The sequence below is a fragment of the Methylorubrum sp. B1-46 genome, assembly GCF_021117295.1.
Classification (GTDB): Bacteria; Pseudomonadota; Alphaproteobacteria; order Rhizobiales; family Beijerinckiaceae; genus Methylobacterium.
Genome location: NZ_CP088247.1, coordinates 3464734 through 3482512 on the forward strand (window position 1 = coordinate 3464734; position 17779 = coordinate 3482512).

Here is a 17779-nt window from a genome sequence, read left to right on the forward strand (position 1 = left end):
CTCGAAGGAAAAGAGCCTGGCCGTATCGAAATTTTAAGAGGGAGGGCTCGTCATGGCGGATGCAACGGGTGCGCGACCGGCCCCGTCCCTCCACGACCGCCTCCGGACAGACCATGAAGACGGACGCCCGACCGCGAACCGCCTGCCGAGCCTGCCGCGACGGGGCGGATCTCGACTTTGCCTTCACCATGGCCTTCCAGCCCATCGTCGACGTCGCCAATGCGCGCGTCTGGGGCTACGAGGCGCTGGTGCGCGGGCCGAACGGCGAGTCCGCCGGTTCGATCCTGTCGCGGGTCACCGACGAGACGCTCTACCGGTTCGATCAGGCGGCGCGGGTCAAGGCGATTGAACTCGCCGGTCGCCTGTTCCCGCCGGGCGGCGACACCAAGCTGTCGATCAACTTCATGCCGAACGCCGTCTACGAGCCGGCCGCCTGCATCCGCGCCTCGCTGGAGGCCGCCCGCCGCGTCGGCTTCGACAACGGGCGCCTCAACTTCGAATTCACCGAGAACGAGCGCTTTACCGACATCGCCCATGTCCAGCGCATCGTCACGGAGTACCGGCGGCAGGGCTTCCTCACGGCGCTCGACGATTTCGGCGCGGGCTATGCGGGCCTCGGCCTGCTCGCCAATTTCCGCCCGGACCTGATCAAGATCGACATGGATCTCGTGCGCGGCATCGAGGCGGATGCCGGGCGCCGCACCATCGTCGGCGGCATCACCCAGATCGCGCGGACGCTCGGCGTCGCGGTGATCGCAGAGGGCATCGAGAGCGCGGCCGAGGCCGAGGCGCTGCACGGCCTCGGCATCGATCTGCTGCAAGGCTACCACTTCGCCCGTCCGGCGCTGGAAGCCCTGCCGCCGGTCGCGGGCTTCGCGGCCGACGGCGCGCCGACGAAGCGCGTCGCCTGACGCTCCTCCGCCGAAGCTGCCCGCCGCACCGCTCATCCTCGCGCCTCCGCCGGCTTACTTGGCGGGCATCGGCATGCCGCCGGGCAGGCCGCCCGGGGCACCGCCGGTCTGGTCGCTGGCGGCGGCAAGCGTCAGCATGTTCAGGAGCCGCGTCACCACCGCCTGCGACAGCAGGTTCACCTCGGACTTCGGGTCGGCGTTGACGGCCTGGAACTTCTGGTAGGTCTTGTCGTCGTAGATCTTGTCGAGCTCCTTCAGCTCGTCGAGGCTGAACTTGTCGGCGTATTGCTTGGACAGGCCTTCCAGCAGCTCCTTGCGCTGCTTGTCGAACTCGGCCCTGGCCTCCTTGCGCACCTTTTCCGCCTTGTCGTCGGGCATGGTCGAGACGGTCTTCTCGAGCGCGCCGCCGAAGCCGGTGTCGAGGTTCTTCAGCACCGTCTTCTCGGTGAGCTTGGTGGCGACGGCGAGCTTGTCCGCATTCTCGTCGGCCCGCGCCGCGAGCGGCAGGGCCAGCACGAGGGCGAGGCACAGGGCGGCTTTTGTCGACTTCATCGTGGCGTTTCTCCCATCGGTGTTCTGGGGCCGCACCCGATCGAAAAAGGGCGCGGCGTGGGAGGCCCTTAGCAGCGTTTCCCGATGGATGGCAGGGCAGGGCGGCGGCGTGCCGCCGCCCGACCGATCACACCCGCTCGATGATCGTGGCGGTGCCCATGCCGGCACCGATGCAGAGGGTGACGAGCGCCCGCTCCTTGCCGGTGCGCTCCAGTTCGTCGAGGACGGTGCCGAGGATCATCGCCCCGGTGGCACCGAGGGGATGGCCCATGGCGATGGCGCCGCCGTTGACGTTCACCCGCGCCGGGTCGAGGTCGAAGGCTTGCTGGAAGCGCAGCACCACCGAGGCGAAGGCCTCGTTGATCTCGAACAGGTCGATATCGGACAGGCTCATGCCGGCCCGCGCCAGCACCTTCCGCGTGACATCGACCGGGCCGGTCAGCATCAGCGCCGGATCGGAGCCGATATTGGCGAACGCCCGGATCCGGGCCCGCGGCCGCAGCCCGGCCCGATCGCCGGCCTCGGCCGAGCCGATCAGCACGGCGGCCGCCCCGTCGACGATCCCTGAGGAATTGCCGGCATGGTGGACGTGCTCCACCGCCTCGACATCGGGATGGGCATCGACGGCCACCGCGTCGAAGCCACCCATCTGGCCCATCTGCACGAAGGACGGTTTCAGGCTCGCCAGCGACTGCATGTCGGTCGAGGGCCGCATGTGCTCGTCACGGTCGAGCAGGGTGATGCCGTTGATGTCCCGCACCGGCACGACCGAGTTCTTGAACAGGCCCTCGTTCCAGGATTGGGCCGAGCGCTTCTGCGACTCGACCGCGTAGGCGTCGCAATCGTCGCGGGTGAAGCCGTACTTGGTGGCGATCAGGTCGGCCGAGACGCCCTGCGGCATGAAGTAGGATTTGACCGCGATCGCCGGATCGACCGGCCAGGCGCCGCCCGAGGCGCCGAGGCCGACGCGGCTCATCGACTCGACGCCGCCGCCCACCGTGAGGTCGTGCTGGCCGGCCATGACCTGCGCGGCGGCGAAGTTGATGGCGTCGAGACCGGAGGCGCAGAAGCGGTTGATCTGCACGCCGGGCACGTGGGTGCCGTAATCGGCCACCAACGCCGCGGCGCGGGCGATGTCGCCGCCGGCCTCGCCGACCGGATCGACGCAGCCGAGCACCACGTCGTCCACTTGCCGCGTATCGAGACCGTTGCGGTCCTTGAGGGCGCGCAGGGCCGTTTCCGCCAAGCGCAGCGCCGTCACCTCGTGCAGCGAACCGTCGGGCTTGCCGCGGCCGCGGGGCGTGCGGACGTGATCGTAGATGTAGGCCTCGGGCATCTCAGCGCTTCCTCGTGTCCTTCATCGCCGCCGGGTCAACCCTCCCTTCTCTGCGGGGGAGGGTGCCCGCTTCAGCGGGCGGGAGAGGGGCCGGCTCAGGTTTGTCCGAAAACGGCGCTCCCCTCACCCGACCCCCTTCGGGGGCCACCCTCTCCCGCGGAGCGGAGAGGGTTCAGGTGTCGCGATTGCTTAGAACGCCTCGGCCGGCAGCGCCATGGTGGTCTCGGCGCCGGCCTTGATCCGCGCGAGGCGAAGGCCCGTCTCCGGCAGCATCCGCTCCATGAAGAAGCGGCCGAGCACGAGCTTGGCGTCCATCCGCTCGACGTCGGAGCCCTCCGCCTTCCGCGCCAGCGCGGCCTTGGCGATCCTGCCCCACATGTAGCCGAGCACGACGTTGCCCAGCAGGTGCATCAGGTCGGTGGCCCCGGCACCCGCATTGTCCGGCTTCGAGAAGGCGTTCTGCATCAGCCACATCACCGCGGCCTGGAGGTCGTTCAGCGCCGGCTGGAGCGGGGCGGTGAAGGGCTTCATCGCCTCGTCCTCGCCGTGGTCCTTGATGAAGGTCTGCACCTCGGTGAGGAAGGCCATCATCGCCCGGCCGCCGTCCTTGGGCAGCTTGCGTCCGATCAGGTCCATCGCCTGGATGCCGTTGGCGCCCTCGTAGATCATGGCGATGCGGGCATCGCGCACGAACTGCGACATGCCCCATTCCTCGACATAGCCGTGGCCGCCGAACATCTGCTGGGCCTCGACCGCGTTGGCGAAGCCCCGGTCGGTCAGCACGCCCTTCACCACCGGGGTCATCAGGCCGAGCATGTCCTCGGCCGCCTGCCGCTGGGCGGCGTCCTGCGAGCGGTGGGCGATGTCGGAATTGAGCGCCGTCCAGAGGATCAGCGCGCGTCCCGCCTCGTTGAAGGCGCGGATCTGCATCAGGGTGCGGCGCACGTCCGGGTGGACGATGATCGGATCGGCGGCCTTCTCGGGCGCCTTTGCCCCGGTCAGCGCCCGGCCCTGGAGCCGCTCGCGGGCATAGGCGACCGCGTTCTGGTAGGCGACCTCGGATTGGCCGAGCCCCTGCACGCCGACGGCCAGCCGCGCCTCGTTCATCATCACGAACATCGCGGCCAGCCCGCGATTCTCCTCGCCCACGAGCCAGCCCTTCGCCCCGTCGTAGTTCATCACGCAGGTGGCGTTGCCGTGGATGCCCATCTTGTGCTCGAGCGAGCCGCAGGACACCGCGTTGCGTGCGCCCAGCGAGCCGTCCTCGTTCACGAGGAACTTCGGCACCACGAAGAGCGAGATGCCCTTGGTGCCCGCGGGCGCGCCCTCGATCCGGGCGATGACGAGGTGGACGATGTTCTCCGCCAGGTCGTGTTCGCCCGCCGAGATGAAGATCTTGGTGCCGGTGAGGCTGTAGGAGCCGTCGCCGTTCGGGACCGCCTTGGTCTTGAGGAGCCCGAGATCCGTGCCGCAATGCGGCTCGGTGAGGTTCATCGTGCCGGTCCAGGCCCCCTCGACCATCTTGGGCAGGTAGGTCTGCTTCTGCTCCTGCGAGCCATGGACGAGCAGCGCCGCGACCGCGCCCTGGGTGAGGCCGGGATACATGCCGAGGGCGAGGTTGGCGCCCGAGACGAACTCCTGCATCGCCGTGTTGAGCACGTGCGGCAGGCCCTGTCCGCCGAACTCCTCCGGCACGGACAGGCCCATCCAGCCGCCAGCGGCGTAGGCGTCGTAGGCCGCCTTGAAGCCCTTCGGCGTCGCGACGCTGCCATCCTCGCGGCGGGTGCAGCCCTCCTGGTCACCGGACAGGTTCAGCGGCGCGAGGATCTCGGAGGCGAGCTTTCCGCCCTCGTTGAGCACCGCCTCGACCACGTCCGGCGAAGCCTCGGAGAAGCCCGGCAGGTTGTCGTAGCGGTGGATCGCGAGAACGTCGTTGAGGAGAAAAAGAGTATCCTCGACCGGGGCCCGGTAGCTCGGCATCGCGTCAGCCTCCCGCATCTCACTCAGGTGGGCCGCACCGGTCAGGCCGGCTTCGACCCCAGATAGTTCATATGTAAACTATCTGGCGGCGGCTCCGCAAGGCCCTTTCCGGCGCTGTCCGGGCGCTCGCTTCGAGGCCTACCCCGGCGATCCATCAGCAATCATCGCCCCAACATTTGCGAAAGTCCCGGAAAAGAGCGCCCGATCGCGGGGCATCTTAACTGACCATTTACCAAGATTGGAAAAGGTCACTCCTGTCCGATCCGCGATCCGCCGCCCTGACGCCTCCGCGCGGAATGGCAGCCCGGCGGACACCGGAAGCCGCCGACTTCGGATCTCCGCTCGATGAAACAGACTGCCTCGATCAGCCTCGACAGCTTCGACCCGGAGGTGCTCGCGGCGGCCCGCGAGGTCGCTCGGCGGGCGGGCGTTCCGCTGGAGAGCTGGATCGCTTCCGTGGCCGTGCCGGAGACGGCGAAGCCGGGATCGCGGCGGCGGCGCGCGGACTCCGCGGCTCCAGCCAAGGACGGGGCCAAAGACACAGTTAAGGACGCGGGCACGGATCCGACGCGGCGGGTCGGAGGGCGTGCGGCGGACAAGGCGGCCGCACCCCGGAAGGAGACACCGCATCACAAGGGCCGCGAGGCGGCTCCCGCCGCTGCCGCATCCGAGGATTTTGCCGCACCGTCGCCCGCAGCCGCACTCGAAGCGTCGATCGGCGCGATGATGCGGCGGCTCGACGCGCTCGACCGCTCGATCAGCCAGGAGCGTGAGGCCTCGAAGGCCGACGCGGCCCGGATGATCGGCGATATCGAGCGCAAGGTCGGCGAACTCGCCGGTCAGCTCAGCGCCCCCCGGCCGCTCGGCCGTCGCGGACGCCCGCTCGCCACCGAGGTGCGCGACGCCGTCGCCGAGGTGCGCCGCCGCCAGCGCGAGCTGGAAGAGGGCATCGCCGAGTGGAACAGCGCCAGCGCGGGCGAGCCTCAGCACAGCGAACCGGCGGCCCCGGAGGTCTCCGAGGACGTGCCTGTCGCGGCTCCGAACGTGGAAGCGGCCCACGGCCAAGAGGCCGCCCACTTCCAAGAGGCGGCTCACGGCCACGAGCCGTCGCCGGCCATCATCGAGTTGCAGCGCGAGACGAGCCGGCTGCGCGACGCGCTCGGCGGCCTCGCGACCGGCCGCGACGTGGGCGAGCTGGAACAGACCATGCAGGCCGTCGCGAGCGACCTCCAGCGGGCGCGCGATCCGCAGGAACTCGCCGCCATCGCCGCCCCGATCGAGCTGATGCGCGTCCAGGTGGAGCGGCTGGCCGGGGACGTGGCCGAGAACGTTCATGCCCGTGTCGCGGGCGAGGTGGAGCGCTTGGTCGCGAAGGTCGATAGCGTGCTCTCCGGCGCCCTCACGGGCCCGGCCGACGAGAGCGCCCTCGACAGCGTGTTCCGTGAACTCGACGAGATCCGCCGCCTCGTGGCGGCCCTGGCGGGTCCGGAGCGGATCCAGAGCCTCGCTCAAGGCGTGCAGGCGATCAGCGCCCAGATTGCGCAGCTTCAGCGCGACGAGGATGCGGGCATGGCCGCCATCAAGCCGCTGCTGGAGGAGATCCGCGGCGAGCTGAAGATCCCCGATCCGTCCCGCGAGTTGCCCCGCGACCTGCTCACCCGCTTCGAGGCGCTCGCCGAGCGGCTGGGCCGGACCGAGGCGGGGCCCGTCGGCGAGTTGATCGAGCGGCTCGAAACCGTGGCCGAGAAGGTGGATCGCGTCAGCGCGGGCGGCAGCGGGCTCGACGCCCTGGAACGTCACGTCCTCGCCCTGGCGAGCCGGCTCGACGCGCCGCGCGATCCCGATCCGGCCGTGGCGCGCCTCGAACGCTCCATGGGCGATCTGCTCGCCCAGGTCGCGGCCCTTCGCAACGGGACGGACGTCGAAGCCGCCGTCGAGCGCGCGGTCCGCGAGGCCGTGGCGGGCGCATCCTCTCCGCTCACGGCGGCCGGCGGCGATGTCGAGCGGCTGCGCGCCGATCTCGCCGAACTGCGCGCGAACCAGAAGGGCTCGGACCAGCGTCTTCAATCGACGATGGAGGGCGTCCACTCGGTGCTGACGCGCCTGAGCGAGCAGCTCGACCGCACCATGACCTCCGCCGCGGCGCTTACCGCCGCCGCTCCGCAGGAGCGGGCGCCCCTCGGACTCTCCCCGAGCGAGCGCGTCTCTCAGGAGCGCCCCGCCGCCCCGAAGGCGGCGGCCGAGTCGCAGGCCCGCCCGCGCCGCACGGTGCCGTCCGAGGAGGTCGGCGGCGGGACCGAGGCGGTTCGCCTCTCCGACGAGCTGCTGGAACCCGGCGCCGGCCGACCCGGCCCCGGCCGCCCGGCCACGCCGGAAGCGATCCCGGCCGCCGGCAGCACCGACATCAAGACGAGCTTCATCGCCGCCGCCCGCCGCGCCGCGCAGGCCGCGCAGGCGGAAGCCGCAACGGAGGCTCCGCTGGCGGCGCGGCTGCGCGACAAAGTCGCGCCGGCCGCCCGTCTGCCGGGCGCGGATTCCGCGCCGTTGTCGCGGCTTCGCGGAGCCCTCGACGGCCGCCGCCGCACGCTGCTACTCGGCCTCGCCGCCGTCGTTCTGGCGCTCGGCGCCTACCAAGCCTTCCTGGCAGGCAAGACCGCGCCGGCTGGAGACGCCGTCTCCGCGGATGCCCGTTCGGTGGAGACCGCGTCTCCGGCCGCGTCCTCCGACGCGCCGGCCGGCCGCAGCGCGGAGGCCCAGGCCGAGCCGGCCCCGGCGCCCGCCGCCCCGTCTCAGAACCCGTCCGCTCAGGCGTCCTCCGAGACGACGCTCCCCGCCGCAGCCCCGACGAGCCCGGTCGATCCGACGACCACGCAGTCCATCGCCGAGCCGAAGGCGCCGACGGGCAAGCGCGCGTTGCCTCAGGTCGTCGGCATGGCCGCACTCGGACCGGACCTTGCCGGGCTGCCGTCGTCCCTGGCCAAGCTCAAGCAGGAGGCGCTCGACGGCGACGGTGCCGCCGTGTGGGAGATCGCCGCCCGTCAGGCCGAGGGCCGCGGGGTGACGCGCGACCTCGCCCTCGCCGCCAAGTTCTACGAGCGGCTGGCGACGGCCGGCTACGCCCCGGCGCAGTTCAAGGTCGGAAACGCCTACGAGAAGGGCTCGGGCGTGATCCGCGACGTCGAGAAGGCGAAGCTCTGGTACGGCCGCGCCGCGGATCAGGGCAACATCCGGGCGATGCACAATCTCGCCGTCCTGCATGCCGAGAACCCGGCCGCCAACGGCAAACCGGATTTTACGAACGCCGCCAACGCCTTCCGCCGGGCGGCGGAGCACGGTGTGCGCGACAGCCAGTACAATCTGGCCGTGCTCTACGCCCGCGGCCTCGGCGTCGGCCAGGATCTCGTGCAGTCCTACCTCTGGTTCTCGGCCGCGGCCGGGCAGGGCGATGGCGAAGCGGGCCGCAAGCGGGACGAGGTCGCCACGAAGCTGTCGCCGAAGGATCTCACCGAGGCGAAGAGCCTCGCCGCGGGCTTCCGGGCGAAGGTCGTCGATCCGGCCGCGAACGAGGCGCCGTCGGCGAAGGCGACCGCCACGGCGCCGATGTCCCTGATGGGCGCGCCGTCGCCGGGCATGCCGAACGGCACGTCCTCATCGGCCCACAAGCGCGTCGGGGTCTGAAAACCCGCCCGACCGGACCGAAGCAACCGCGCCATGTCTTGACGCGCTTGCTCCTCCGTGCGCCGCCGGACCGGGATGCGGTCCGAGCCCGTCGCACGCCGCGCGATCGTCCGTGATCCAAAGGGCTGCGCTCCGGACAAGGGCGCGGCCCTCTTGTCATGTCCGTGTGCCGTCGCTCCACCGCCGAAGGCACAACCAAACGGTCGACGCCCCTCAGCAACACTGCGTCTTCTCCATATACGTTCGAGCAGACAATCTAATCCAGATAATATATATAATATTTCGATGGATTAAAATCTATCGCATTATTGTGATAAAACACACTTCAAATCGAAAAACTGAATGTTACGTGTGCTCTTGCCTCAAGATTAATCGGAATTTGAACAAGAGAGGAGCACAACATGCTGCGCTTCGCATCATTCGCATCGGTCCTCCTGGTGGCGTTTGTGACTACGGCCACTCCGGTCGCCGCGCAGCCGGCTCGATCCAAGAACGGAACCTGGACCGCGCTGCCCTCGCAGATCGTGCCGCCGGCTCCGCCGCGCGTCGCCCATGGCGGCTTCGGCGCGCTTCCGTTCGCAGCAGGCGGATCCTCGGGCTACTGCGACATCGTGGTGAAGCGCGGCGGCGGCAATCCGACCCAGGACATGACCGGCTCGATCGGCCACGCGAAGAGCTATCAAGCCGGCGGCGGCGGCCCAGCCCGGCAGCGGGTCTGCTCCCGCTAAGATCCCGACGCTTCGAAGGAAAAACGGCGCCCTTCCCGGCAGGGGCGCCGTGGTTCGTCAGACCAGGGGTGCCGTCTCCGCCTGACGCACCGGCTTCTCCATCCCCGGCCTCTCGTAGGCCGCGACATCGAAATCGTCGGCCGGGATGCGGACGAGGAAGCGCTCGGCCATCTCGAACATCAGGATGTCGGGGCGCACTCGCTCGACGTAAGTCCAGTCGATGCTGGACGACCAGACGAAGTGCATCTCGCGGAAGGTCTCGGCGAGGAAGCTCGTCAGCATGATCGGCGCGAAATGCGCGTAGGAATCCCCGAACAGCACCAGGGTGCGCGGGTCGGCCTGGGGGGAGGGGTTCCGGTAGATGACGTGGGCGCCGACATGCAGGTCGCCCGCCCGTCCCGCCGACTCGTAGGATTCGACCAGCGGGCTGGCATAGCTGCGCGCGGCGTCGCGATGCACCGCCCAGTTCTCCACCGTCTCGCGCGGCCGGTCGGGCAGCTTGTCACCGAGATCCCACAACCCGTCATGGGGAAAGCGCGGGCGTTCGGCGATATCGGGCGGAGCGACCGCACCGCAGGCGCGCAGCAGCGCCCGGTAGCCGACCAGGCAGCCCTCGTAGGTCCAGTGGGAATCGGTGCGGCGATAGAGCGGCGCCCCGTCATCGCGGGCCGCGCGCAAGGGGGCGACGAGATCGACGTAGCCGCCCATCCGGGCGAGCCGCCGGGCAAGCCGGCGGGCCGGCGACAGGCGCGGGTCGTAGTCGAGGTCGAGGGTGCGGTCGTCGTAGACCGAGAGCTTTTCCGGCACGACGGTGTGGACGTAGCGGATGCCGAGCGCCTGAGCGCGGGCGGCGCGGGCCTCGATCAGCCGCGCCCAGCGGCGCAGGTGCCACCAGCCGGCGAGCGAGCGCCGGTACTGCAGGAGCACCCCGTTGGTGCCCCCGATCAGGAACAGCCACCCGTCGCGCCCCCGGTGGATGATCTCTCTGTTCCTGCGGGCCATGGCTGCTTCCTAGACGGTGCGATGCCGGCTGAACAGCGCAGCCGCACCACAGCCCGCCGGCTGGAACCGCGATCCCGCCGCTCCATCTTGCTCGAATTGCGCCGGACGGCCGGCCCCGATCCAGAGAGAGTGCAAGGCTTGCCAGAGCCCGCGTCGCCCGAGCCCGCCCCGCTGATCCTGACGCTGCAGATGGACAAGGCGGCCTTTGCCACCTTCGACGGCCTGAGGCGGCGGCACTTCCCGCAAGCGCTGAACCACATCCCCGCCCACGCCACGCTGTTCCACCACCTTCCGGGGGAGGACGAGGCGGGCGTGACGGAGACGGTCGCCGCGCTCGCCCGCACGCAGAATGCGCCGGAGGTGGCGGTGACGGGCGTCCGCTTCACCGGGCGCGGCGTCGCCTACGTGCTGGAATCGGAGGCTCTGTCGGCTTTCCGCGGGCGGGTCGCGGCGGCGTTCCGCGAGCACCTCACGGCGCAGGACCGGCAGGGCTGGCGTCCGCACGTCACGGTGCAGAACAAGGTGGCGCCCGAGACAGCCCGCGCGCTGCACGCCGCGCTCGCCCAGGATTTCGCGCCGTCGCACTTCCACGCACCGGGCGTGCTGCTATGGCGTTACCTCGGCGGCCCGTGGGAGCGGGTCGCGACCATCGCATTCGGGGATGCGGCATGAGACTGCCTGGTTTCGCGCGCAGCGGCGGCGGCGCCTTGTGGCGCGGCTCGTCCGCCGTATGGCTTCGGCTGCACCTCAACGAGGTCGGGCCGCTGGTCTCGCTGCTTCTCGTCAGCACCCTCGGCTACGGCTTCTTCGCGCTGGCCCGCGAGGTCGGCGAAGGCTCGACCGCCGCCCTCGACCGCAAGATCCTGCTGGGACTGCGCAACCCCGCCGACATCTCCGACCCGCTCGGGCCGGCTTGGCTGGAGGAGGCGATGCGCGACATCACCGGCTGGGGCAGCGTCGTCACCATCGTGTTCCTCACGGCGGCCGCGGTGATCTATCTCGCCCTGGCAGGACGGCAGCGGGTCGCGGTGTTCGTGCTCGCCGCGGTCGGCGGCGGCGAGGCGGTCTCGACCGTGCTCAAGCTCTTCTATCACCGCCCGCGGCCCGACCTCGTGCCGCACGGCATGGAGGTGTTCACGGCGAGCTTCCCCTCCGGCCACGCGATGATGTCGGCCATCGCCTACCTGACGCTCGCGACGCTGCTCGCCCGCGTCGAGCGCCGGCGCAGCGTCAAGGCCCTGCTGCTGGCGCTCGGCATCGCCATGACGGTCCTGGTCGGCGTGAGCCGGGTCTATCTCGGCGTGCACTGGCCGAGCGACGTGCTGGCCGGCTGGTGCGTGGGCGCCGCCTGGGCCGCCCTGTGCTGGTTCGTCGCGCTTCAGCTCCAGCGCCGGGGCGAGGTGGAGGACCCCGACCCCACCCCCGCGTCGACCGGCCCCGGTCAGATCAAGGGAACCACCTCGACGGGCTGACGCGTTCCGGCCTCGTGTTTCAGAGAGGCCGGACGCCCTTCATGAGTGACGATCTCCGACTATCCCGGCGCCTCCTCCTCGCGGGGGGCGCCGGCCTGACCGGCGCGGCACTGGGCCTCGGCGGGAATGCGCGGGCCGCCTCCGGGCCGCCGGCGCCTTCGGTGCCCGCCGATACCGGCGCGGTCCAGGACGGGCGGATCGTCTTTCCGAACTGGCGCGATGACGGCGACGCCCCACCCCCACCACCGCCTGCGCCGATGCCGCCCTCCGAACGGGTCGGCTTCGCCATCGTCGGGCTCGGGCGGCTGAGCCTCGAGGAAATCCTGCCGGCCTTTGGCGAGGCCAAGAAGGCGCGGGTCGTGGCCCTGATGTCCGGCTCGGCCGACAAGGCGAAGCTGACGGCGGCGCAGTACGGCATCCCGGCCGACGCGGTCTACAGCTACGACCAGTGGGACCGGCTGAAGGCCAACCCGGCGGTCAAGGCGGTCTACATCGTCACCCCGAACGGCCTGCACCGGGACAACGTCCTGGCCGCCGCGGGCGCGGGCAAGCATGTGCTGTGCGAGAAGCCGATGGCGAACAGCTCGGCCGAGGCGCAGGAGATGGTCGAGGCCTGCGCCAAAGCCGGCGTCAAGCTGATGATCGCCTATCGCTGCCAGTACGAGCCGTTCAACCGCGAGGTGGTGCGGCTCGCCCGCTCCGGCGAGTTCGGGCGGGTGAAGATGATCGAGGCCTTCAACGGCCAGACCACGGGGCTGCCCGAGCAGTGGCGCCTGCGCAAGGCGCTGGCGGGGGGCGGCGCGCTGCCCGATATCGGCCTCTACTGCCTCAACGGCGTGCGGGCGCTTCTCGGGGAGGAGCCGGTCTCGATCCAGGCGCAGATCGTCACGCCCGAGAACGATCCGCGCTTTAAGGAGGTGGAGGAGAGCGTCGCCTTCACGATGCGCTTCCCCTCCGGCGTGATCGCGCAATGCGGCACCAGCTACGGCGTGCACGAGAGCCGCGAATTACGGGTCCATACCACCAGCGGCTCGCTCGACCTGCACAACGCCTTCGCCTATCGCGGCCAGCGTCTCACGGTCGCCCACCGCGAGGGCAGTCATGTGCAGCGCGACGAGCCGGTGCTGACGCACAAGAACCAGTTCGCGCTCGAACTCGACCACATGGCCGAGTGCATCCTGACGGATCGTCGCCCGCGCACGCCCGGCGAGGAGGGTCTGCAGGACATGATCCTGATGGAAGCGATCTACGCCGCCGCCCGCACCGGCCAGCCGGTCACGGTCGGCCCGCTCGCCGGAACGGGGCAGGGGACCGACGCGACGCGAGGGCCGGCGCTGGAGGAGGGGAAGTAGACCCTCACTCCCCCCAGCGCACGAACACCCCGATGGCGACGATGGCGAGGAGGGCGAGCAGCCACGCCTCGCCCATGGTCAACGCGTAGGCGAGCAGACCGAAGAAGCCGAGGGCGATGCCGAGCATGGTCGCGACGGCGACGGGATTCATGGCGGGCTTTTTGTCGTTGATCGCGTGGCCGGCCCACCGGAAGGGCCGGCCTCACGCCCAGAGTTAGAGCGCCGTCAGGCCGCCTGAAGGGCTGCCGTGACGCGGGCGAGCGGCGGCAATCCCTTGATCGGGCCGATCGCCGCGAGCGTGGGCGCGCCCTGCAGGAGGCTGCGGCCGGCCGCGCGCACGTGATCGACCTCGACCGCATCGATCTTGGCGATCAGCTCCTGCGGCGGGATCACCCGGCCCCAGGCGAGAAGCTGGCGGGCGTTGCGCTCGATGCGCCCGCCCGGCGTCTCCAGGGCGGAGAGCAGGGAGAGCTTGAGCTGCGCCTTGGCACGGGCGAGCTCCGTCGTATCGAGCCGCTCCGCCGCCTCGCGGGTGGTGGCGATGGTAACGTCGACGAGTTCGGCGAGATCCGCGCCCGAGGTGCCGGCGCCGATGCCGAACAGCCCGCAATCGGTGAAGGGCCAGTGGAAGGCCTGAATGTCGTAGGCGAGGCCGCGGGTTTCGCGCACCTCGTGCCAGAGCCGCGAGGTCAGCCCGCCGCCGAGCGCCTGGGAGAACAGGTGCAGCGCGTAGTAGCCGTCGTCGCGGAAGGAGAGGCCGGGCAGGCCGAGCACGAGGTTGGCCTGTTCGAGCCGCTTCTGCATCCGCCGCTCGCCGCCGCCATAGACCCCCGCCAGGACGGGTGGCGCCGCGACCGGCTCCAGATGCCCGAAATGGCGCTGCGCCGCCTCGACAATGGCCGCGTGCTCCACTGCGCCGGCCGCGGCGAGCACCATGCGATCGGGCACGTATTCGCGGGCGATGTAGGCCTCGATCGCCGCGCGGTCGAAGCTCTGAATCGTCTCGGGCCGGCCGAGGATCGGCCGGCCGATCGGCTGGTCGGGGAAGGCCGTCTCGATGAAGGCGTCGTAGACCACGTCGTCGGGCGTGTCCTCGACCGCCGCATATTCCTGGAGGATCACGCCCTTCTCGCGGGCGAGTTCGCCGGCCTCAAAAACCGAGCGGGTCAGGATGTCGCCGAGCACGTCGAGGGCGACGCCCGCATCCTCGCCGAGCACGCGCGCGGTGTAGCTCGTGCTCTCGGTGCTGGTGGCGGCGTTGATCTCGCCGCCGACATTCTCGATGTCCTCGGCGATCTGCCTCGCCGAGCGGGTCGCCGTGCCCTTGAAGGCCATGTGCTCGATCAGGTGGCTGAGCCCGTGCTCATCCGCCCGCTCGTGCCGCGAGCCTGCCCCGACCCAGACGCCGAGCGTCGCGGTGGCTACGCCGGGGATGGTCTCGGTGGCGACCGTCAGGCCGTTGTCGAGGCGGCTGACGGTGAGGCCCGGCGAGGCGCCGAAGGTCGAGAAGTGCTGGTTCATGTCACCTCAGGCGCCGCGGCTGATGCGGGCATGCTCCGTGATGTAGCGCTCGATCGCGGCCTGATCATTGGCGAGATTCGCGACCGTTTCCGGGCGGGTCATCAGGTCGGCGAGGTGCGGCGGCAGCACCGGGCGCCCGCCACCGGTTGCCTGCGAGACGGCGTCCGGGAACTTCGCCGGATGGGCGGTGGCGAGCGCCACCACCGGCGTCGCCGGATCCGTCTCGAGCAGCTTGCGGCCGGCGCGCACGCCGATGGCGCTGTGGGGATCGAGCACCATACCGGTCTTGCGGTAGGTTCCGGCGATCTCGTCCACCACGTCCGGCTCGCGCACGGCCGCCGCGTCGAATTCCTCGCGCACGCTCGCCAGCACCTCGGGGCTGAGCGTGAAGCCGCCGGACTGCTTGAGGCCCGCCATCAGGCGCCCGAGCGCCGAGGCGTCGCGGTCGAGCGCCTCGAACAGCAACCGCTCGAAATTCGACGAGATCTGGATGTCCATCGACGGCGAGGTGGTGGGCTGCACCCCGCGAGGCTCGTAGGCGCCATGCTCCAGGGTGCGCGCCAGGATATCGTTGGCGTTGGTGCCGATCATCAGCCGCTCGACGGCCAAGCCCATCCGCTTGGCGACCCAGCCGGCGAGGATGTCGCCGAAATTGCCGGTCGGCACCGCGAACGAGACCTTGCGATGCGGAGCGCCGAGCGCCACGGCGCTGGTGAAGTAGTAGACGGTCTGCGCTGCCACGCGGGCCCAGTTGATCGAGTTGACGCCGGAGAGCTTCACCCGGTCGGCGAAATCGCCGTGCTGGAACATCGCCTTCACGATGTTCTGGCAATCGTCGAAATTGCCGTCGATCGCCAGTGCGTGGACGTTGGGCGCATTGACCGTCGTCATCTGCCGCCGCTGTACCTCCGACACGCGCCCGTGCGGAAACAAGATGAACACGTCGACCTGATCGAGCCCCTTGAACGCCTCGACGGCCGCGCTGCCGGTATCGCCCGAGGTGGCGCCGACGATGGTGGCGCGCGTGCCCTTCTGGCGCAGCACGTAGTCCATCAGCCGCCCGAGGAGCTGCATCGCCACGTCCTTGAACGCGAGCGTCGGCCCGTGAAACAGCTCCATCAGGAACAGGTTGTCGTCGATCTGCGTCAGCGGGCAGATCGCCGGATGGCGGAAGGTGGCGTAGGCCGCCTCGATCATCGCATCGAGTTCGGCGTCCGGGATCTCGCCGTCGATGAGCGGGCGCAGCACGCGCTTGGCGACCTCGGCGTAGCGCATCCCGGCAAAGCCCGCGATCGTGTCACGGCTGAGCTGCGGCCAGCTCTCGGGCACGTAGAGGCCACCGTCGCGGGCGAGGCCGGCGAGCAGCGCATCGGAAAAGCTCAAGGGCGCGGCGGCGCCGCGGGTCGAGACGTGCAGCAAGGATGCCTCCGGGAAGGCGCCCCCTCTACACGATCGATTCGGCCATGTCGAAGCGGAGCCTGAGGCATTTTTCGCGCCGTGCGGTCAAACCCGCTCGCCCGGCGCCTTCTTTAACTGGCACCCGGTGATGCGCCACTGGCCATCGGCCTGGCGCTGGAGCGTGTAGAGCGCGACCCAGTCGAGGCCGGTCTCGTCCTGAAGACTCACCCCTTGCGCGATCTCGTCGTCGGCCGTCTCCTGCGCCGTCTCGAAGCGGTAGCTGCGCGGGCGCAGGACCGGAGCGTAGCCCTTCGCCACCATGGCAATGAAGGTCTCGGCCGAGGGAAACAGGTTGCGGATCTGCGGCGCGGCCTCGGCATAGGCGCCAGCCGCATCATTGCGGCGGAAGGCGTCGATCTGCCGCTCGATGGTGGCGCGGGCGGCCTTGCGGGCGGTGTCGTGAGCCGCGTCGTCGGCCTGGGCCACGGCGCCCGTCAGAAGCAGGAAGAGCAGGCCGGCAACGGTGCGCATTGAACGGCACTCCGCAGGAATCTCGCCGCGGGAGGTTCTTCGTTCCCGCGCGTGATGCCGAGATTCCGGCACCACGCGGGCCAACGCCGTCAGCCGGCTTTCGGCTCCGCCGGATCGTGCCACCGCCGCCACGCGAACACGGAGAAGACGCCGATCAGGCAGGCGGCGATGCCGAACCACGTGAAGGCGTATTGCAAGTGGTTGTTGGGCAGATCGACCCGAAGCTGGCCGCCGCGGGGCCAGCCTCCGGGGTTCGGCGTCGCGTCCGCCTCGATCAGGTAGGGGGCGACGTTGGTCAGCCCGCGCGCCGCCGCGATGCCGGAGATGTCGCGGGTGAACCACGCGTCGCGCTTCGGATCGGATTCCGGGACGAATAGCCCGCGAGCCTCGCTCGCCCGCAGCATGCCGGTCACCGTCGCCTCGCCCGTCACCTGACCGGCGGCGCGGTCCTCGGGACGCTTCAGCTCGGTCGGGATGAAGCCGCGGTTGACCAGGATCGTCGTGCCGTCGTCGCGCCTGAGCGGAGTGAGCACGTAAAAGCCCTGGAGCGCCCGGCCGGGCTCGCCCGGCGCCAGCCCGTGCACCAGGGTCTCCTTGTCATGGAGGAACGTGCCCCGCGCCCGCACGCGGCTGAACTCCTCGGCCCGCGCGTCCCAGGCGTCGAAGGGGGGCGGAGCGGCCGGCGGCTCGGCGTGCGAGCGCTCGATGATGCGAGCGATCAGCGCCTCCTTCTCGGCCTTCCGCGCCAGTTGCCAGACACCGAGGCCGAGCAGGATCGCGAGGCAGATCAGAGCCGCGAGGCCCGGCGCCCACAGGCTGCGCAGGCGGGCGCTGCGCTCGTTCGCGGAGAACTCGGCCACTAGCGGAAGCGCCCCTGCTCGGCCTTGTTGGCGAACTGCACCGCGGCAAGCACACCCTTGAGCGGGCGCACCAGGGCCAGACTCAGGCCGATGGCGAAGCTGCCGGCGACGAGCGCGTGGAGCCAGACCGGTGGCTCGTAGGCGAACTCCATCCACAACGCGGCGCCGGCGACGACGAAGCCGGTGATCGACATCACGAAGAAGGCTGGTCCGTCCGCCGAGTCGAAGGCGGAGAAATCCTGGCCGCAGGCTTCGCAGGCCGGGTTGAAGGCGAGGAAGCCGCGGAACAAGTGCCCCTCGCCGCAGGCCGGGCAGCGCCCGCGCAGACCGGTGACGATCGGGGAGGGGGGCGGGCTGGTGGCGGCTCGGTTCACGACATGCTCCTCGCTGCGCGCGGGTATGAGGCACCAGGCGGCCAACCGCACGCGAAAAAGGGCGGCTCGCGCCGCCCTTCCGGG

The 17779-nt window shown here is 70.4% G+C and carries 16 protein-coding genes; 6 read left to right on the top strand and 10 right to left on the bottom strand.

The window, feature by feature from the left end; genetic code table 11:
- The first annotated feature begins 113 nt into the window (after positions 1-113).
- Positions 114-911: an EAL domain-containing protein gene (locus LPC10_RS16095; RefSeq protein WP_231343297.1), complete on the top strand. Its 798-nt coding sequence runs from the start codon at positions 114-116 to the stop codon at positions 909-911.
- A 54-nt stretch (positions 912-965) separates the two neighbouring features.
- Here LPC10_RS16095 and LPC10_RS16100 read toward each other — a convergent pair whose 3' ends face one another.
- The 3 genes from LPC10_RS16100 to LPC10_RS16110 all read right to left on the bottom strand — a co-directional run bounded on the left by LPC10_RS16100 (position 966) and on the right by LPC10_RS16110 (position 4779).
- Positions 966-1463 carry a hypothetical protein gene (locus LPC10_RS16100; RefSeq protein WP_231343310.1) on the bottom strand — a complete coding sequence of 166 codons (498 nt, stop codon included), beginning with the start codon at positions 1461-1463 and terminating at the stop codon, positions 966-968.
- 127 nt (positions 1464-1590) lie between these two features.
- Complete coding sequence (locus tag LPC10_RS16105; protein ID WP_231343312.1) at positions 1591-2799, bottom strand: acetyl-CoA C-acetyltransferase; 1209 nt, start codon at positions 2797-2799, stop codon at positions 1591-1593.
- 189 nt (positions 2800-2988) lie between these two features.
- Positions 2989-4779, bottom strand: coding sequence for an acyl-CoA dehydrogenase C-terminal domain-containing protein (locus LPC10_RS16110; RefSeq protein ID WP_231343314.1), 1791 nt, complete (start codon positions 4777-4779; stop codon positions 2989-2991).
- Between the two features lie 345 nt (positions 4780-5124).
- On the opposite strand from LPC10_RS16110, the gene LPC10_RS16115 reads away from it, so the two are divergent.
- Positions 5125-8457, top strand: coding sequence for a hypothetical protein (locus LPC10_RS16115; protein WP_231343316.1), 3333 nt, complete (start codon positions 5125-5127; stop codon positions 8455-8457).
- 401 nt (positions 8458-8858) lie between these two features.
- Positions 8859-9185, top strand: coding sequence for a hypothetical protein (locus LPC10_RS16120; RefSeq protein WP_231343325.1), 327 nt, complete (start codon positions 8859-8861; stop codon positions 9183-9185).
- Between the two features lie 57 nt (positions 9186-9242).
- Here LPC10_RS16120 and LPC10_RS16125 read toward each other — a convergent pair whose 3' ends face one another.
- Positions 9243-10187 (bottom strand): hypothetical protein, encoded by a 945-nt coding sequence (locus tag LPC10_RS16125; protein ID WP_231343332.1) that lies wholly within the window; start codon positions 10185-10187, stop codon positions 9243-9245.
- 189 nt (positions 10188-10376) lie between these two features.
- Between LPC10_RS16125 and LPC10_RS16130 the strand changes: the two genes are divergently transcribed.
- From LPC10_RS16130 to LPC10_RS16140, 3 genes are read left to right on the top strand one after another with little or no spacing between them, the layout of a single operon-like run.
- Positions 10377-10859: a 2'-5' RNA ligase family protein gene (locus LPC10_RS16130; protein WP_231347072.1), complete on the top strand. Its 483-nt coding sequence runs from the start codon at positions 10377-10379 to the stop codon at positions 10857-10859.
- Positions 10856-11659, top strand: a complete 804-nt coding sequence (locus tag LPC10_RS16135; RefSeq protein WP_231343334.1) for a phosphatase PAP2 family protein — start codon at positions 10856-10858, stop codon at positions 11657-11659. The genes LPC10_RS16130 and LPC10_RS16135 overlap by 4 nt, the downstream gene beginning before the upstream one ends.
- Positions 11660-11700: 41 nt before the next feature.
- Positions 11701-13011 carry a Gfo/Idh/MocA family protein gene (locus LPC10_RS16140; RefSeq protein ID WP_231343335.1) on the top strand — a complete coding sequence of 437 codons (1311 nt, stop codon included), beginning with the start codon at positions 11701-11703 and terminating at the stop codon, positions 13009-13011.
- 4 nt (positions 13012-13015) lie between these two features.
- Here LPC10_RS16140 and LPC10_RS16145 read toward each other — a convergent pair whose 3' ends face one another.
- The 6 genes from LPC10_RS16145 to LPC10_RS16170 all read right to left on the bottom strand — a co-directional run bounded on the left by LPC10_RS16145 (position 13016) and on the right by LPC10_RS16170 (position 17695).
- Entirely contained in the window at positions 13016-13162 is a 147-nt protein-coding gene (locus LPC10_RS16145) for a hypothetical protein (RefSeq protein WP_231343337.1), read from the bottom strand.
- Between the two features lie 74 nt (positions 13163-13236).
- On the bottom strand, positions 13237-14532 hold the full coding sequence (locus tag LPC10_RS16150) for a pitrilysin family protein (RefSeq protein ID WP_231343339.1): 1296 nt from the start codon (positions 14530-14532) through the stop codon (positions 13237-13239).
- A 6-nt stretch (positions 14533-14538) separates the two neighbouring features.
- Positions 14539-15951 (bottom strand): threonine synthase, encoded by a 1413-nt coding sequence (thrC, locus tag LPC10_RS16155; RefSeq protein WP_231343341.1) that lies wholly within the window; start codon positions 15949-15951, stop codon positions 14539-14541.
- A gap of 84 nt (positions 15952-16035) precedes the next feature.
- The gene (locus tag LPC10_RS16160; RefSeq protein ID WP_231343343.1) at positions 16036-16461 is read right to left on the bottom strand and encodes a DUF4864 domain-containing protein; all 426 of its coding nucleotides are present in this window, start codon (positions 16459-16461) and stop codon (positions 16036-16038) included.
- 89 nt (positions 16462-16550) lie between these two features.
- Positions 16551-17321 carry an SURF1 family protein gene (locus LPC10_RS16165; RefSeq protein ID WP_231343351.1) on the bottom strand — a complete coding sequence of 257 codons (771 nt, stop codon included), beginning with the start codon at positions 17319-17321 and terminating at the stop codon, positions 16551-16553.
- Positions 17321-17695, bottom strand: coding sequence for a DUF983 domain-containing protein (locus tag LPC10_RS16170; protein WP_231343354.1), 375 nt, complete (start codon positions 17693-17695; stop codon positions 17321-17323). The genes LPC10_RS16165 and LPC10_RS16170 overlap by 1 nt, the downstream gene beginning before the upstream one ends.
- Positions 17696-17779: the final 84 nt, after the last annotated feature.

Coding starts and splice junctions, on each gene's coding strand:
- LPC10_RS16105 (WP_231343312.1), bottom strand. CDS start 2,799: ATGCCCGAGGCCTACATCTACGATCACGTCCGCACGCCCCGCGGCCGC.
- LPC10_RS16100 (WP_231343310.1), bottom strand. CDS start 1,463: ATGAAGTCGACAAAAGCCGCCCTGTGCCTCGCCCTCGTGCTGGCCCTG.
- LPC10_RS16140 (WP_231343335.1), top strand. CDS start 11,701: ATGAGTGACGATCTCCGACTATCCCGGCGCCTCCTCCTCGCGGGGGGC.
- LPC10_RS16150 (WP_231343339.1), bottom strand. CDS start 14,532: ATGAACCAGCACTTCTCGACCTTCGGCGCCTCGCCGGGCCTCACCGTC.
- LPC10_RS16145 (WP_231343337.1), bottom strand. CDS start 13,162: ATGAATCCCGTCGCCGTCGCGACCATGCTCGGCATCGCCCTCGGCTTC.
- LPC10_RS16135 (WP_231343334.1), top strand. CDS start 10,856: ATGAGACTGCCTGGTTTCGCGCGCAGCGGCGGCGGCGCCTTGTGGCGC.
- LPC10_RS16110 (WP_231343314.1), bottom strand. CDS start 4,779: ATGCCGAGCTACCGGGCCCCGGTCGAGGATACTCTTTTTCTCCTCAAC.
- LPC10_RS16130 (WP_231347072.1), top strand. CDS start 10,377: ATGGACAAGGCGGCCTTTGCCACCTTCGACGGCCTGAGGCGGCGGCAC.
- LPC10_RS16160 (WP_231343343.1), bottom strand. CDS start 16,461: ATGCGCACCGTTGCCGGCCTGCTCTTCCTGCTTCTGACGGGCGCCGTG.
- LPC10_RS16125 (WP_231343332.1), bottom strand. CDS start 10,187: ATGGCCCGCAGGAACAGAGAGATCATCCACCGGGGGCGCGACGGGTGG.
- LPC10_RS16115 (WP_231343316.1), top strand. CDS start 5,125: ATGAAACAGACTGCCTCGATCAGCCTCGACAGCTTCGACCCGGAGGTG.
- LPC10_RS16095 (WP_231343297.1), top strand. CDS start 114: ATGAAGACGGACGCCCGACCGCGAACCGCCTGCCGAGCCTGCCGCGAC.
- LPC10_RS16120 (WP_231343325.1), top strand. CDS start 8,859: ATGCTGCGCTTCGCATCATTCGCATCGGTCCTCCTGGTGGCGTTTGTG.